The sequence below is a fragment of the Nitrospira sp. Ecomares 2.1 genome (assembly GCF_965152585.1).
On record NZ_OZ224219.1, the window covers coordinates 3842100 to 3857440 of the forward strand.

16 protein-coding genes and 1 tRNA gene are annotated in these 15341 nt (G+C 50.2%); 6 read left to right on the forward strand and 11 right to left on the reverse strand.

Features of this window, described 5'->3' with window-relative positions; genetic code table 11:
- Positions 1-50 precede the first annotated feature (50 nt).
- The 3 genes from ACWHYD_RS17035 to ACWHYD_RS17045 all read left to right on the forward strand — a co-directional run bounded on the left by ACWHYD_RS17035 (position 51) and on the right by ACWHYD_RS17045 (position 4693).
- Entirely contained in the window at positions 51-2225 is a 2175-nt protein-coding gene (locus ACWHYD_RS17035; protein ID WP_447963217.1) for a M1 family metallopeptidase, read from the forward strand.
- Positions 2226-2234: 9 nt separating this feature from the next.
- Complete coding sequence (locus tag ACWHYD_RS17040; protein WP_447963218.1) at positions 2235-3344, forward strand: TolB family protein; 1110 nt, start codon at positions 2235-2237, stop codon at positions 3342-3344.
- Between the two features lie 239 nt (positions 3345-3583).
- Positions 3584-4693, forward strand: coding sequence for a phosphatase PAP2 family protein (locus ACWHYD_RS17045; protein ID WP_447963219.1), 1110 nt, complete (start codon positions 3584-3586; stop codon positions 4691-4693).
- Between the two features lie 188 nt (positions 4694-4881).
- Here the strand turns inward: ACWHYD_RS17045 and ACWHYD_RS17050 are convergent, their stop codons facing one another.
- Positions 4882-5358 carry a hypothetical protein gene (locus ACWHYD_RS17050; RefSeq protein WP_447963220.1) on the reverse strand — a complete coding sequence of 159 codons (477 nt, stop codon included), beginning with the start codon at positions 5356-5358 and terminating at the stop codon, positions 4882-4884.
- Positions 5359-5943: 585 nt separating this feature from the next.
- Here ACWHYD_RS17050 and ACWHYD_RS17055 point away from each other — a divergent pair.
- Positions 5944-6660, forward strand: a complete 717-nt coding sequence (locus tag ACWHYD_RS17055; RefSeq protein WP_447963221.1) for a class I SAM-dependent methyltransferase — start codon at positions 5944-5946, stop codon at positions 6658-6660.
- Positions 6661-6718: 58 nt separating this feature from the next.
- Here the strand turns inward: ACWHYD_RS17055 and ACWHYD_RS17060 are convergent, their stop codons facing one another.
- The 3 genes from ACWHYD_RS17060 to ACWHYD_RS17070 form a co-directional block, all read right to left on the reverse strand.
- On the reverse strand, positions 6719-7462 hold the full coding sequence (locus tag ACWHYD_RS17060) for an endonuclease/exonuclease/phosphatase family protein (protein ID WP_447963222.1): 744 nt from the start codon (positions 7460-7462) through the stop codon (positions 6719-6721).
- A 159-nt stretch (positions 7463-7621) separates the two neighbouring features.
- Positions 7622-7957: a hypothetical protein gene (locus ACWHYD_RS17065; protein ID WP_447963223.1), complete on the reverse strand. Its 336-nt coding sequence runs from the start codon at positions 7955-7957 to the stop codon at positions 7622-7624.
- 71 nt (positions 7958-8028) lie between these two features.
- A complete protein-coding gene (locus ACWHYD_RS17070; RefSeq protein ID WP_447963224.1) occupies positions 8029-8493 on the reverse strand; it encodes a winged helix-turn-helix transcriptional regulator in 465 nt (154 codons plus the stop codon).
- Between the two features lie 102 nt (positions 8494-8595).
- On the opposite strand from ACWHYD_RS17070, the gene ACWHYD_RS17075 reads away from it, so the two are divergent.
- The gene (locus tag ACWHYD_RS17075; protein WP_447963225.1) at positions 8596-9138 is read left to right on the forward strand and encodes a redoxin domain-containing protein; all 543 of its coding nucleotides are present in this window, start codon (positions 8596-8598) and stop codon (positions 9136-9138) included.
- A gap of 113 nt (positions 9139-9251) precedes the next feature.
- Here the strand turns inward: ACWHYD_RS17075 and ACWHYD_RS17080 are convergent, their stop codons facing one another.
- The 3 genes from ACWHYD_RS17080 to ACWHYD_RS17090 form a co-directional block, all read right to left on the reverse strand.
- Positions 9252-10985, reverse strand: a complete 1734-nt coding sequence (locus ACWHYD_RS17080) for an ArnT family glycosyltransferase (protein ID WP_447963226.1) — start codon at positions 10983-10985, stop codon at positions 9252-9254.
- Entirely contained in the window at positions 10978-11334 is a 357-nt protein-coding gene (locus ACWHYD_RS17085) for a lipid-A-disaccharide synthase N-terminal domain-containing protein (RefSeq protein WP_447963227.1), read from the reverse strand. Before ACWHYD_RS17085 ends, ACWHYD_RS17080 begins: the two co-directional genes overlap by 8 nt.
- 72 nt (positions 11335-11406) lie before the next feature.
- Positions 11407-12168: a glycosyltransferase family 2 protein gene (locus ACWHYD_RS17090; RefSeq protein ID WP_447963228.1), complete on the reverse strand. Its 762-nt coding sequence runs from the start codon at positions 12166-12168 to the stop codon at positions 11407-11409.
- A gap of 238 nt (positions 12169-12406) precedes the next feature.
- Here ACWHYD_RS17090 and ACWHYD_RS17095 point away from each other — a divergent pair, with 238 nt between their 5' ends.
- Entirely contained in the window at positions 12407-12661 is a 255-nt protein-coding gene (locus ACWHYD_RS17095; RefSeq protein WP_447963229.1) for a hypothetical protein, read from the forward strand.
- 82 nt (positions 12662-12743) lie between these two features.
- On the opposite strand, the gene ACWHYD_RS17100 is transcribed toward ACWHYD_RS17095, so the two are convergent.
- The 4 genes from ACWHYD_RS17100 to cimA all read right to left on the reverse strand — a co-directional run bounded on the left by ACWHYD_RS17100 (position 12744) and on the right by cimA (position 15316).
- Positions 12744-12820 (reverse strand) — tRNA-Pro (locus tag ACWHYD_RS17100).
- Between the two features lie 48 nt (positions 12821-12868).
- Positions 12869-13219, reverse strand: a complete 351-nt coding sequence (locus ACWHYD_RS17105; RefSeq protein ID WP_447963230.1) for a MerR family transcriptional regulator — start codon at positions 13217-13219, stop codon at positions 12869-12871.
- A 67-nt stretch (positions 13220-13286) separates the two neighbouring features.
- Positions 13287-13562 (reverse strand): integration host factor subunit alpha, encoded by a 276-nt coding sequence (locus tag ACWHYD_RS17110; protein ID WP_447963231.1) that lies wholly within the window; start codon positions 13560-13562, stop codon positions 13287-13289.
- Between the two features lie 167 nt (positions 13563-13729).
- Complete coding sequence (gene cimA / locus ACWHYD_RS17115; RefSeq protein ID WP_447963232.1) at positions 13730-15316, reverse strand: citramalate synthase; 1587 nt, start codon at positions 15314-15316, stop codon at positions 13730-13732.
- Positions 15317-15341: the final 25 nt, after the last annotated feature.

Genomic DNA, 15341 nt, shown 5'->3' on the forward strand with positions numbered 1-15341 from the left:
TCTGCCGGAAAGCGAAACTGTATTCATCAATTCAACAAGGAAATTATCTTGTGAGTTTCAGTCACCCAATCCTTCCTCCAGCAATTCAAGTCCCATCATTTATCCTGGCGTTGGCATGGCTGTGGCTGGCGAGCGCGAGTCCGCTCCAAGCCAACCCATTGACGCCCATTCACCATAAATTAGAGATTGAACTGAATCCTGACACCCATGCCATGACCGGATTGGACACCATCAATCTTCCACCATCCCATCGCGCCAACTCATCCGTCTCCTTCATCCTGAATCCTCAACTCACAATCGATCGGGTCGAATTCAACGGCAAATTGGTTCCGGTCCCTCCCCCCTCTGAAGGCCAGACCGTGCAGCCGGGATCAACGCGTCGGGTTATTGAAATTCCCCTGCCTCCCCTTGACGGTCCGGACCAACCGGCGGTCCTCACACTGACGTACCATGGGCAGATTGATGATTCTCCAACAGCCTCGGGCGGACTTCGCTTTGTCAGGCCGGATGACACCAACGGACATATTGGACCCAACGGCGTGTATCTGACGTATGAAACATTCTGGTTTCCCACCTTGGAGCAGACCCTCTCAACGTATGATCTCACCCTCCGCCTCCCTTCAGACTGGGAAGCGATCACCCAGGGCCGGGAAATTGCCAATGCCGTTACCGACGGGCACCGAACCACCCAATGGAGAGTGAACCTTCCGAGTGAAGCCCTGACGTTGGCTGCCAATCATTTTGTGGTGCAGAAACAGGAATGGAAAGGCATTCAACTCGCCACCTACCTCTACCCGGAAGACGCCCACCTGGCCACGCAATATATAGAAGCGACCATCGACTACCTTCAAATGTATACCGAGCTCCTGGGTCCTTACCCGTTTACCAAATTTGCTGTCGTGGAAAATTTTTTCCCAAGCGGACTTGGACTCCCCTCATTCACCCTCCTAGGAGAAGGAGTGATTCGGCGCGGATATACCCAACCCTATTCTCTTGGCCATGAAATCGTCCATTCCTGGTTCGGAAATTCTGTCTTTAATAACTTTGCTCAAGGCAACTGGGTGGAAGGGCTCACCACCTATCTCTCCAATTACTATTATGACGAGGCCAGGGGCAATCAGCAGGAGGCCTTCAACACCCGACGACGGATGGTCTATGAATATAATCTGTATGCGGAGCCGGACAAGGAATATCCGGTACGGGCATTCCACCACAAAGAAACCAGGCTGGATAATGCCATTGGGTACCAAAAAACTGCCATGGCATTTCACATGCTTCGCCAGGAAATGGGAGACGTGGCATTTTTCAAGGGGGTTCGCGGGATTATTCAGGAAGGGACCGGAACCTATCTGGAGTGGAACGATCTTCTCCGGATATTTTCAAAAGCCGCTGAAAGAGACCTCGGGTGGTTTTTTCATCAATGGATCGATCAACCCGGTGCTCCAACCCTGGATATCCAGGACATCCTCATCCAGGAAGATCCCACGCAAGAGGGACGATTCACCTTGACGGGAACAATCCTGCAGGACGAACCCGTATTCACCATCCGTCTTCCCCTTCACCTCGATCTCCAAGGAGAACGCATTCATGACGCCGTTCTCAATGTGGACCGGGCCGCACAACCTTTTACCCTGGATCTCCCCGCAAATCCAACGACACTCGCCATTGATCCGGAGCACCATCTTCTGCTCGGCCTTCACCGTGCACAAATTCCGCCCATGTTGAATAGGTGGGAAACCGACACCCGTCGCATTCTCATCAGACCTCAGACCATGACCACGGATGAGGCGCAAAGCCTGGAAACGCTGCTTCAACGTCTTGAGACACAACCCGGCATTGAGACCATCCTATCCGATGATCCGGTCATTTCTGAATCGGCCTCATATCTGGTCATCGGATCCTCTGCCCAACGCTTATTGGAATCCAGTTCCTTCAATAGTTGTGAAAAAAGCATAGACATGCATCCGGGACACATCTCCATTCAGGAACAGACATTCGAAGGCCCGGAGATGGCCTTCCTGATTTCCTGCGCTCATCCCCGGGATGCGAACCATACCGTCACATTTTTTTTCGGGTGGTCTCCTGATGCCGTTACGCCCGTTTCACGGCTGTTGTTTTTTTACGGGTGGGATAGCTATCTGGTTTTCAAACAAGGAAAAGTGATTGCCCGGGGGATGTTTCAACCCGTACACTCTGCACGCGAGATTATTCGCCATTCACCGTGAGGTTCATGAATGCATCCGACCTTCTCTGTTCATCCATCAAAAATTTCGATACAAAACATGCTCCTGTTTAGCCTGCTGTCCTTCCTGCTGTTGTGGAATACGGCTCTGGCCGGGGAACCCCCCGCCAAGCAGGATCAACCGGAACCGCATCTGGCCAATATCCGGCAGCTCACGTTTTCGGGGAAAAATGCTGAAGCCTATTTTTCAGCCGAGGGTAACCGGTTGGTGTACCAATCAACCCTGGAACCGGATGGCAAGACGCTCAGATCCTGCTATCAAATCTATATCATGGACCTGGACGGTACAAATGTCCGGCGAGTCAGCCTCGGGCTGGGCGGCTCCACATGCGGATACTTTTTTCCCGGTGGCCGGCGTGTGCTCTTTTCCTCCACCCATATCATGAGTCAATTTTGTCCACCCGCCCCCGAGAGGACGGAACGCTACCGGTGGGCCCTGGATGATTATGACATCTTCTCCATGAATATCGGCGGACGGGACTTACAACGGTTGACCTCCGCCCAAGGCTACGATGCAGAAGCCACCATCTCCCCGGATGGAAAACGCATTGTCTTCACTTCCATACGTGATGGAGATTTAGATGTGTACACGATGGATATCGATGGAAAGAATCTGAAACGCCTGACGCAGGAAGTCGGGTATGATGGCGGAGCCTTTTTTTCTCCCGACAACAAAAGGATTGTCTATCGGGCCCACCATCCGAAAACTGACGAAGACCTGAAGGCCTATCGTGACCTGCTCAGTCAAAACCTTGTGGAGCCGTCAAACCTGGAAATCTTCATCATGAATGCTGATGGTTCCGACAAAATACAGGTCACTCACAACGGGCGATCGAATTTTGCTCCCTTCTTTGCTCAGGATGGAAAACGCATCATCTATTCCTCCAACTTGTCGACCCCGCCCGATCATCAGGGGCGGCCATCCTTTCACCTGCATATCATCAACGAGGATGGCACGCACCCCGAACAAATTACCTTCAATGGGCACTTCAATAGTTTTCCGATGTTCTCGCCAGACGGAAAACAGGTGGTATGGTCATCCGATCGGAATGCCGCCAACCCAAAAGAATTCAATATCTTTCTCGCTGACTGGGTACCGTAAATCATCTTGAATTTTTTCCTCCTTTGTAAGGAGGGGTGATGGGGAAGTAGAAACATGCAAAAATCAACTAGTCTCATTTTGCGGTATGCTCTCTTCTTTTCGTATCGCTACCCCACCTCTTTCATTCCTCTTCGGAATGAAATCCCTTACAAAGGGGAGGATTCAGAAACCAAAATCCTCTCTGTGCGGGCCTTCCTGCCAGGGTAGAAATCCATCCATATGGTTCTCGCTAGTATCCTGTGACTGACCAATCACCCGCATCTCCTTCACCTCGACGTTCGCAATTTCTCCTCCCCCAGTCCCCTCTTGTGGTATTCGGACTATCCGGGCTCCTCTTTTTTGGCTTGTTCGCTTCTCTGGCTCTGGTCGATGGCCCGACCATCCAGATCGTTCACAGTTTCACGCATCCGGCCATCGACCACATTGGCAATGTAGGAAATCATTTAGGAGACGGACTGACTCTGGTGCTCATTTCATTGGGAATTGGGGCAGTGGGATTCCGGCTTGGATGGCCGGCCTGGAAGTCTGCATGTATTCATACCTTACTCGCACATGGCGTCGCCGGACTTTTCACTCAAATATTGAAACACACCATCGGCCGCCCCCGCCCAAGACTCAAGCAAGGTCAGGACTGGGAAATCGCCCCGTCATTTGAAAGTGGATGGGACTCCTTTCCATCCGGTCATACCACCGCTTCATTTTCCGTGGCCACGGTTCTTGCGCATTATTTTCCCAATGCCCGATACCTGTGGTTCGGGTTAGCCGCGTTTGGTGGAATATGCCGTGTCATCTCCGGCGCCCATTTTCCTACGGATGTGCTGGGGGGAATACTGGTGGGGATCGGAACCGCCCTGATCATCATTCATCCTCCACACAAGTGGAAGAGGCTCTCTCAGCACACACTCACACATGGACTCCCCTGGCTGGTCACGGCATTTGGAATGGTTTGGATTATTGTTCCCCATCCAGGCATTGAGTTGGAACCGTCTCTCTCACTTTTTCTCGGGCTAATGGCGTTAGGGGTAGGATTGGGTCTCAGACTCTGGTGGATTCGGGAACTTTCTTCCCCAGGAAGCTCATCTTCAGGACGATTGCCACCTCAATGGCCGCGCCTGCTTATGGGACTTGGATTAGCGACCACAACAGGAAGTGTGGTAGTGCTGGGAGCAGGTCTAATGACGGGGATGATTTGGTGGATGGGAAGTCAATACGAATTAACAACCGGAAACGAGAATAACTTCTTGGCAGGGCTCAATCCCCTTTGGATTGAAGCAATTATAGGACTCGGTATGTTTTTCCTTGCCCTCCTGACTTTCATCATTCGATCAGGTTCACTTTTGCCCGCGTAATAATAGAACCCACCATTCACTGCCTATCGGGATCGGGCACTTCCTTCAAAATAAGCCGATAATCCTTATGCCGAGGGAGCTCATTACAGCCCCCTCGGAATGACCGTTAATTGATAGCGAGAAATTACCTCAGCGGGAGTCCTGTGTAGAGTTTGGAGATTGTCCAAGATTCGGGGTTTGCCCCGTCACTACTTACCGGTTTCCATCCCGCTATGGCTCTGGCTCTTTATCTGGTCTAACCCTCTCATTTGATTTTGACCTTCCTTCGGGTGCTGGCTGGCCGCTTGCTCCTGTCCCGTCTTATGTTCCTGGCTCGTCATATGTTCCTGACCCGTCATCTGGTCCTGATCACCCATTTGAGTCCGATCACCCATCGGTTTCTGGCTCTCTGATTCGTTTGCTCCCTCAGGACCGGACCGACGGGTTTTCAGATCTTCAGTGTATTCTTTCGTTGCAGCATTCAAGGCTTTTTGGCCATACATATTTTCTTGTCCTGGATCATTGGCCGTGGGAACGCCACTCACTGGACTTTTCGATTCTTTCATCGGGTAACCGGCATGATCCGGCAATAACCCAGGGTTGGCAAAGGCGACTGTCGCCAGCAAACAGGTCCCGGCCAAACTTCCCATTAATACAATAGATTTATTTTTAATTACGTTTTTCATAATGCCTCCTGATTGGATTTATTTGTAGGACTCATCATCTCGGCATATCCAGAAATTTCCTCGATCCTCATACTCCATTTTCCTCTTCCTAAAACAGCACCATGAAACGGTATCCAGGATTTGCCAGTGTAGGACAGAAGAAAATGCTTTTTTATAAGCCTCCTTTCCGAAAGTGAAATGAGTGAGGTTCCCGGCACATGGAAATTTAATGGTATTCACTTCATCCTATACCTCGCCTGCCAAGCCGTAACTGTCAAAAACCCTTGAAGGTGAATTTTTGATATTTTAGGATAAGCCGTCAAAAATCAGTCAAAAGTCATGTGCGGGGGAAAAATCAGATGTGAAGATGGAATTCAAAAGAAAGAGCTAAATCCCTTAAAAATCAATGTACCCATGTCCCTGATGGGAGTACCTTTCGGGTGCTGAATATCTGCATGCCAATCTTAGTGATACGCAAAACCGACAATCTCCTCATCAAATTCTTGAATGATACTTGTAATTCAACGGCACAAACGTTATGTAAGTAAATCAATTTCCTTTCGAAAGTTAACCCAAAACTCACACACGAATTGAAAGGTAGGAACTATGAAGGGTCGAATCGTCTCTCAAATAAAGCCATACAACCGGCCCTTGTGGCATTGCCTCCTGCTTGTCTCTTTTTTCGCCAGTCTTACCGCAAGCTGCGCCCATAAAACATGGGATATCAACAGATACATTCACGCTCTTGAACGCCCGGAACGGGATCAGCACCAACAACCCGAAAAAGTCATTGAGGCCCTGAATCTCACGCCTGGCATGATGGTGATTGATATCGGCGCAGGCTCGGGTTATTTCACCCGTCGCTTTGCCGAATCGGTGGGAGAAAAGGGGCAGGTCATCGCCATCGATGTCGAACAGAAAATGTTGAATTACAACAAAGGAAAGTTGGAAAAAATTGGACTCGCCAACAGAGTCCGTTTTGTTCTGGCCGAGTCAGAAGGTCCCACATTTTCCGGGAACAACGCCGACATCGTATTCTTGTGCGATGTCTATCATCACCTGGAAGATCAGATCGACTATCTGGCCAACACTAAGCCTGCGCTCAAGCCCAACGGACGTGTGGTCATCATCGACTACTATGCCGATGAGCGATCAGGCACACTCGGCTTTTCAAAACGCCACCTTGTTCCGAAAGAACAAGTCATCCAGGACATGAAACAAGCCGGCTTTACATTGTCCAAAGAACACACCTTCCTCCCCCGCCAATATTTCTTAGAATTTTTCCCAAAAAAAATGGCGCCCCCCTTACAATCAGAAAATTAGCTTGATGCCTGATCGAAGGACCTGCCTTTTTTTGTCTTCTGCGTAGATATGTAGTGATCTATCGTTTTGGGTATGGTGTGGCTGGCGTTGAAGCAGGGTGACTAGTTATTAGATCCACTACTAATGGCATATGATCACTAAATGCCAGCCAATCGGCGGGAAACCCGATTTCCATCATTGAACCACGCATCATGTCCTTTGAAATGAAGGCATAATCAATGTGGTAGGGTTTCTCAGGCTTTCTATACATAAAAAATGTTGGCTGATTCTCCTTGCCTTGCTCTTCTCCAGTTTGAGCGTGGTAGAGACTGACGATTCCCAAATCTTCCAATTCTCTTACTACATCTGAATGGTTCCACCAGCGATCCCAGGCATCCCAACGTGAGTTACTATTAAAGTCTCCAATTATGATGGAATATGGGTTTGAAAAATGGATTTTATTTTGTTGAAGATACTTCCACATTTGGCCGATGTACTTAAAAGTCGGTGAATTAGCCTCCCGTGTCCACACGGCTAAAAGAAAAAAGCTCTTATTGACTAAGCAGGGCAAAAAATACTCAAGCCGGCCAGAATCTATCGTCATTAGTTCCAAGGAGATATCTGGCTTGGCAAATATTCCTATCCCCCTGCTCTTATTCTTGCCTATCCATAGATAGTTCTTGCCCCAATCTTTATACACTTGAACTGGTGATTGGTTTGGATCTTCACACTCTTGAATGACATATATGTCAGCTTCCAACGTGGAAAGCTGTTGCATCTTTTTTCTAAGTGCTCCGTTACAATTCCAACTGACTATTTTCATAGTAAAAAACCCGATTAGATTGATACGCACAAAATATGGATATTTGTCTTCCTGCCCCCCTCAATCAAGGCTCTTTAGCACAATGGCCGGCAAATTCATTTTTCTTCACATGATTGTCCGACGCCTGCTGCCCGGCTCCAGGGGCGGACACTCTTATCATTAGGCGGGCCTTGTTTGAGCGCAGCGAGTTGGTCCGCCCTCCCGTAGCCTGTGTCCGCCCCATCCTATGAAACCGGGCGGGGCGTCATTGGTTTTGGGTCCTTTTGCCGAAACAAAAGGGCCTCGCCTGCCGGGACGAAACCCGGCAACACAGAACATCACGTTGATACGAGAGGTGGGGGCCACACTTGCGGTGCCTTTACCTGCCAGCGCTTTTTTGCTGGCAAACCCCAAAATGGATTCCCGATACACATCGTAAAGCTGTAAGGCCAGCACCATGAATTCTATATGATCCTGAAAAAAGTGAGTCAGAAGTTTAGCTGAGTATTGCTTCACATTCCCTCATCACGAATTGATTCCAGGGGGTTCCCCCCACGAAAGTGAGGCAAACATTTATGAATGTCTTACTAGCCTTTTGAAGAGGAAGCAGACGAGGAAGATCTTCTCGACTTTTTTTGTGTCGTGACGCGACTAGCCAATTGTGCATTCTTCCGGGACTGGTTAGTTTTGGACTTGCCCCCATCATCCACAGCCTCCTGCAGCCGACGCACTTCGTCAAGAATTTTCAAGAACCGACGACCGAACGGGGTGAGTTGATATTCCACTTCAACCGGAGGCTTAATCCCAATCACCGTGCGCCGCATGATGCCGAAACGGATCATCTTTCGCCATCGCTCATTCATGACCTTTGCCGACAAACCTGGACATGCCCGGAGCACCATACCAGGGCGATTGTTCCCCTCGGCACAAAGCTGGAGTAAGCGGACAGACCACTTACAGCCCACAATACTCTCCACCATCGAAGCCACAGGAATTTTCCTGCCATCCTGCAACTCCGACTCCACTCCCATCAATGGATCATCCTGAACCATTCAGCCACCCCCTTACCAAAAAGTGCCTTCTTGAGAGACTCCTGCAAGTTAAGTATCTTGCATGAAAGACCAATACTCAACCACCAAACAAGGAGACCTTTGATGAAAACCCAGTTAGCTCCAGAATGGCAGACCACAGACTGGTTCAATACTCCCGAGTCCCTCAGCCTGTCAGGGCTTCGGGGTCAAGTCGTGCTTCTTCATGCATTTCAGATGCTCTGCCCCGGCTGCGTGTCGCATGGCCTGCCTCAGGCTCAGCGCGTGGCCAAGCTCTTTCCGGATGTCAGAGTCATCGGATTGCATACGGTATTCGAACACCATGAGGCCATGGGCGTGGCCTCGCTTCGCGCGTTTCTGCATGAGTACCGCATTCGTTTTCCGGTTGCCGTCGACCTGCCAGGACCGGATGGCGATCCGCTTCCCCGAACCATGCGGGCGTATGCGATGCAGGGAACACCGACTACGGTGTTGATTAACGCACAAGGCGGATTGCACCGACAGATGTTCGGGGTGCATGACGATCTCCTTCTCGGAGCGGAACTGGGATTATTACGGGAGCATGCAACATCCTCTGCCAAACACCCGACAACACCCCAGCTTGGGTCGATGCATTCGTGCGCGGACGATTCCTGTGCCATCAAATAAAAAGGCGCATGTGCGATGATTCGCTGGAATTCTTGAGCCCGAGCACTCATTGACCCGGGGAGCTCAGCTCTTACGCCAGGAGAAAATCCAGAACCCTGGCCGTCCATTTTTATTTAAAGCAAAGGTTCGCTGGTGAGGAGAGAAAAACCGCCGTGGTCCAGAACGACAGTCCACTGGGCCATGGCTTCGGGAAGTTGTCCGCGAAGCTGAGTTTGGATAATGGCCATTTTTCGGCCTGGAGCATTAAGGTGTTGGGGGAGTTCTTCGTCATTCACTCCAAGAAAGTGTACTTTGCGTTTGGCATAAAAACTGAGGGAGGGGCGTTTCCGGCCGAATTGTATCAATCGGTCATCCGGGCCCAAGTTATATCCGGCAATGACAGCTAATTCCTGCGGGGGGCCGATGAAATACTGTTGGTAAATCGAGAGTCCTCCTCGTGCGACTAATACCGTAAAGATCAGCATCATCCCGCATCCCACCCATAAAGCCAGATGGCGTTTGGCGTCAGATTGCATGCACTGACGCATGAGCATGGTTCCCACCACCATGACGAGGCCTACCAGTGAGGGAAGCCACGCCAGGTCTACGTTGACCGCAGCGGGAAATTCTTTGGCAATTTGCTTCATGAACAACTGAAAAATCGCCGGCACAAACATCATCGCGATACCCAGGAGGTATCCCACCGCAATGAGGACTCGAGTGGAAGCGATCAGTCCAACCGGCGCGTCCTCTCTCAAGAAACGCTTCCACCACAGAGCGACCAGCAAGGCTGCCGCCGGAAACAGAGGATAGATGTAATGGGGCAGGCGCGTGGCCGAGAGGGTAAAGAACAGCAACAATCCCACCACCCAGAGGCTCAGGAAACACTCCAAATGTTGCTCTTGGGTGGCAAGGCCTTGTCCTTGCCAGAATGCCTTCCAGCGTTTTAAGGTGTCATACAGTACGGAAAAGAGAAAGGCACTCCATGGGAAAAACCCAACCAACAACACCGGCACATAAAATAAAAGCGTCCCCCCATGACCTTCCATAGGATTCATGAACCGTCCGGTGGTATTGGCCTGTGCCGCGGCCCAATAGGCATCCCCATGTATTTGAAACATCATCACATACCAGGGAGCCGCGACAGCGGCAACTAACACGATCCCGACAAGGGGAAAGCCCCGTTGCCAGAAAATTCCCCATTGGCGCGTCAACGTCAGATAGGGAATCACCCCCACCAGCGGTATGATAATGCCCACGGGCCCCTTGACCAACATGCCGCATCCCATAGCCAGATAAAAGATGGCGAACAGCCAGCGCTTGGTCTGTTCATGATGGAGTGCGTGCCAAAAGCTATAGCCGGCCAATGTGGTGAACACGACCAGTTCCGGATCAGTCAGCACCATGCGATTGATGCCCAAAAACTCCAAATTCAGCAGCAACATGCACGACGCAAAAATGGCCACGGTGGGGCCAGCCCATTTTCGAATAAACACATATTGAAGGAACAGGAGGCAAAGACCTGATAAAGCCGAAGGCAACCGCGCGGCAAACTCATTCATGCCAAACAGGGCATAGGACCCGCTGATGAGCCAATACACAAAAGCCGGTTTGGCATAGCGAGGTTCATAGTTGAGAGTCGGGGAAATCCAATCACCGGTCTCCAGCATTTCCCTTGCGGCTTCCGCATTGCTCCCCTCATCCCGGTCCGTCAACCCGAGTGCCCCCAAATCCGGACCAAGAAGCCATCCGCCCTCTACTCCCAATAGCCAGGCAGCCAGGAGCAATACACACACCAGATGGAAATGAGGCGATTGCGTTATTGAAGATCGAAGAAAGGACGGAAAGAGAGTGTGAGAGCTATCCACTCACGACTCGCTTATTGGCTTGATGAAGCAGCATGATATTGCGGACATACACCACGGTGCCGACGCTTTGGCCGGCCATGAATACCAGGTCGGCAATATGAATGGCGTAGGTGAGTACAATCACACTCCCAACCAGGCTCATATACCAGAATGACATGGGAATCTGGCTTTCCTCGTTGCGTTCCGACACCACCCATTGCACCAACCAGCGTGAGAAAAAAATGCCCTGCCCCAAAAACCCAAAACCGATCCAGAGGAGTTCCTCAAACGACATGGCCATGAGTGTATTTGTGAATGATTCGAACATCGTCAGCAGCAGCGAATGAATTGCCAAAAGGGTTCCATCCATTCAGAACCCTCTAATCGCATGTTAGATTTGTGGTGCCTCAATTGTTTCCAGCAGATGGTCACTTCAAGAATGCTACAGTTCGGATTTCCGGGGAGGATGGATCCCCTTTTTGGTGTAGTTCAAACAGCGTTTTTGCATCCACCTGACTGCGAAGAGATCATACAGACCGGCAAACAGCCTGTTGCCAATTCCGTATTTTGATGTCCCATGGGCTCTTGGAAAATGCTGGACGGGGATTTCAGTCACCGTAAACCCGTACATTTGCGCCAACGCCGGGTAAAATCGGTGCATGTTTTTAAATGGAGGAAGTCGTTTGACCACGGCCTGCCTAAAGACTTTCAAGGAACAGCCGGTATCTGAAATACCATCATGCACCGCCCAATTGCGAACCTGGTTGGCAATTTTTGACGACCACCGGCGGACCAGACTGTCATGTCTGGCTTGTCGTCGCCCACACACTAAATCATAGCGTTCCACATAGGGGAGAAGTTTCGCAAAGTCATTCGGGTCATACTGCAGATCCCCGTCCATGGTGGCAACAAGTTCTCCCCTGGCTTCCCGAAAGCCTGCATCGAATGCCGCCGTTTGCCCATGATTCCGGTCTAAATGGATCACCAGTACCGCAGGAAACTGTCCGGCTAATTGATCCAGCAAGGGTCCACTCCCGTCCACACTCCCATCATCCACAAACACGAGTTCAAACGCCGCGGCCCCACTTTCAGGCCTGGATTCAAAAAACTTGAGCAATTGGCTCGCCAAGAGCGGGATGTTCTCCCGCTCATCTTTAATGGGAATGACAACGGAAATCCAATGGCGCGGCGGGTGGAGACTCATGAATCGGTCAGACTATGCCACAGATAGCAAAGTTATGATGGGATACACGTTGCAAACCCTCCTACCCAGCAAGCATTTTACTGAATATCAAAAAAACCGGTCAAACGGCCGTTCTTCTCAAGTTGCCCTTCCCGAGCTTCGGTGATCTTCATGCTGAACTCCCAACCTACAACTCCAGAAAGTTGACCAAGGGAACGGCCTTTTGTAAGGTGGAGAACATTATTTAGGAGGAACATTCATGCAAGAAGAAATTCTGCAAGCCTATTTGGAAATAGAGCAAGCGATGCAACGCTATTCCATGTTATTACAGGACCACGTGAGCCAACTCGGAACTCAGACCGATGAGGAATCCAAAAACCGATTCCATAGAATGAAGGCCGGCTCAAAGGCCATGAGAGACAGTAGCCAGATTTATCTTTCTTATGCAAAATATGTAGCGTATGGAATGCCCGAGGGTGAGGAGCTGGCTGAAGAGGAGGACTTACAAGCCTAGCGAGCCTTCGTACTGCCCAAACGACTCTCCGCTCTGATCATACCGAGGAGACGAAAAAACCCCTTCTGCTGGCAGGAAAACATGGTCGGGGCGAGAGGATTTGAACCTCCGACCTCTCGCACCCCAAGCGAGTGCGCTACCGGGCTGCGCTACGCCCCGACATGATTCTCACCAGTCGTATTCCCATCCTTCATTTTGTCCGATGACCTACATCGTCGCTCGTCCCAGGATCTTTAAAATACCTTGCAGTTCAACCTTTGCTTTTTCCACACGGTCTTTTGGGACTTGAGCGGTTTTTTCTGACCGTTTTTTGCGATACCAATATCGCTTCAAACCCGCAATGGTATACCCTTCATCGTAGAGCATTCGTTTAATTTCAAAGACCGTTTCAATGTCGTTTTTCGAATAGACTCGATGTTTCCCCTGACTTTTCTTCGGTTTAAGGAAAATGAATTCCGACTCCCAAAACCGCAAGACATACGCAGGAAGATTCGTCAAATCGGCGACTTCCCCTATTTTATAAAAGGCCTTATCCTCGTGTTTTGTTCCACCCCCCATACCTGCACTCACCCCACGGTGTATCTATCAAGAGAGTGAACGAGACCGATAGCGAAATTCTTGCCAGTCAAGTATTGACATATTTCTTAAAAAGTTGGCTTGGCCGGAAAGTCACCACTCGTCTTGGCGTAATGGCAATTTCCTCTCCGGTTCTTGGGTTCCTGCCTTTCCGCTCTCCCTTGTTCCGGACAACAAAGTTGCCGAATCCGGCAATTTTGACGACCTCTCCTTTTTGAAGCATGGACTTAATTAAATCCAGAACATGCTCCACCATTTCCATTGAGTCAGTTTTTTGGATAGCTGCCGTCTCTGTAATGATTTCAGCAATGTCAGCCTTGCGCATAAATCAAAACCCCCTCACAAGTAGTATCGAAGACCGTTCATACGGATTGTGAATTCACGCTTTTGACCGTTGTTGCAGGCAGCAACGTAACGGGCGACGCAGATGATGTCAAGAACCGGGCTCTTCAGAGGATTCCCCTTTGTCAGCCTATGGTCGGAGAGACGGTATTATGTTTGCGGCTTCTCCTTCATGAGTTTAAACTCAATACTATCGGCCAACGCCTGCCAACTGGCTTCAATGATGTTCTCCGACACCCCGACCGTCCCCCATTTCTCTTTGTGATCACCAGACTCAATGAGGACCCGCACACGAGAACCGGTTCCATGTCGTCCTGTCAACACGCGGACCTTATAGTCCAGCAGCTTCATTTCCTGTAACTGGGGATAAAAATGCTCCAGAGCTTTGCGAAGGGCATGATCCAGAGCATTCACTGGTCCATCACCAACCGCCGCGGTATGTTCAACCACTTCCCCGACTTTGACCATGATCGTGGCTTCCGAAATTGGGTCTTCTTTGGTTTTCCGTTTCTCGACAATGATCCGGCACCCCAATAATTCAAACGATGGCGTATAGGTCCCCATCGCTTTCCTCACTAACAATTCAAAAGACCCTTCCGCTCCTTCAAATTGGTAGCCTTCATATTCCAACGTTTTAAGAGAATCAAGTAATTCGAGTACCTTGGGATTATTCTGAGGAAGGTCCAGTCCGAAGGTTTCCATCTTTCCAAACACGGCACTTCGGCCACTGCTATCGGAAATGAGTACGCGGCGATGGTTGCCAACGACATCCGGGTTCACATGTTCATAGGTAAGCGGATTTTTTTGCACCGCGTGAATATGCACCCCCCCCTTATGCGCAAATGCGGTATCTCCCACATAAGGCTGTCGTTTATTGGGAGTCAAATTTGCCATCTCGGCCACATAATTGGAAATCGTGCGAAGCTGTGCTAATCGACCATCTCCCAGAGCGGTTCGCTCCATTTTCAATTCTAAATTAGCCATCACGGAACACAGGTTGGCATTCCCGCACCGTTCTCCAATACCATTGATGGTTCCCTGGACCTGGATCGCTCCCGCTTGCACGGCAGTCAATGAATTGGCGACGCCCATCTCCGCATCATTGTGTGCGTGAATACCTAGGGGAACAGAACAGTTCTTGCGAACCTTCGCAAAGATCTCACCAATATCCCAGGGCATCGTTCCGCCATTGGTATCACACAACACGATCCGCTCCGCCCCGGCCTCTACCGCGGCTTGAATGGTTTTCATGGCGTAGGCGGGATCCATTTTATAGCCATCAAAAAAATGTTCGGCATCGTAAAACACCTGCCGCCCTCTTGATCGGAGATAGGCAATGGAATCGGCAATCAGTTCTAAATTGATGGCCAGCGTCGTTTCCAGGGCCTCCGTCACATGCAGGGTCCAACTTTTCCCGAAGATGGTCACAATATCCGTCTCAGCGGATAAGAGGGCTTCCAGCGTCGGATCGGCCTTTGCCGTATTTTTGGCTTTTCGCGTTGAACCAAATGCCACGATTTTGGCGTGCTCCAATGGAGTCGATTTCATGACGTGGAAAAACTCAATGTCCTTCGGGTTGGCTCCCGGCCACCCTCCTTCAATGAACGGAACCCCCAGCTCATCTAATTTAAGGGCGATACGAACCTTATCCTCCACCGAAAAGCTGACATCTTCGGCCTGGGCCCCATCCCTGAGGGTCGTATCGTAGATTTCAATGATGGGAAATTGAGAATTCATATCACGCGTATGCCCCATCGGTATA